At 60.1% G+C, this 691-nt stretch carries 1 pseudogene; it reads left to right on the top strand.

The features are described 5' to 3' along the window. Nucleotides 1–412: 412 nt before the first annotated feature. Nucleotides 413–691 (top strand): annotated as a pseudogene (locus tag MOV63_RS32470) (efflux transporter periplasmic adaptor subunit); the annotation flags it as partial.

Below are 691 nucleotides of genomic sequence, written 5' to 3'. Positions count from 1 at the left end.
CGCCATGGCGCGCGCGGCGATGCCGAGGCCGCCATTGCCCGCAGCCTGAGCCGGAGCGGGGGCCGTGTTACGCGGCGCCTGCGGCTGCTGCGGTTCTTCATCGAAGAACGGAATGTCGTCGAAACTGTTCGTCATGCGGCCAATGTAGTGATTCGGACCTGAAAGACCAGAAAATGTTCTGCTTTCATTCCCAGTCTCCACACAAGGCAAGGCTAAAGTGTGAAGAGGCCTGCGGTTGCGCTCTGCGAAAGCGGCAATTTTAGGAGTATAAGTATGCTTGCCGTCTAACATACCCGTGAGATTTCGCGAGGTTACATTTTTGTAAGGTTGCCGAAGACCCATTGCGTGAGCACCCGCAAAAAAGGATACTCGCGGGCAATATGGCCTTTTCGTGCCTCGTTCGGAGAATTGAATGCGGATTTGGAAACAGCTTCTGCTCTGTCTCGCCGTCCTGGCGGGAGCGCTGGCTCTGTGGGTTTACCTGGTGCCGAGTGCAGGAGCCACGCTTGCAAAGATCGGCGTTCCCGGTGGAGTGATTGCCGCCATAAGCCCGAAACATGCCCCCCAGCCCGCAACGGCGGCAGCCGGCGGTGCCAACGGCAATGCGGCGGCGCGCCAGCAAGGCCAGGGCGCAGCACAGGGAAATGCGCAGAATGGAGCCGCGAACGCGGCCCAGAACAACGCGGGCCAG

The organism is Neorhizobium sp. SHOUNA12A, from assembly GCF_023006505.1.
Lineage (GTDB): Bacteria > Pseudomonadota > Alphaproteobacteria > Rhizobiales > Rhizobiaceae > Neorhizobium.
The sequence above is the reverse complement of the archived record's forward strand: the minus strand, read 5'-3'. Positions and strand labels throughout refer to the sequence as shown.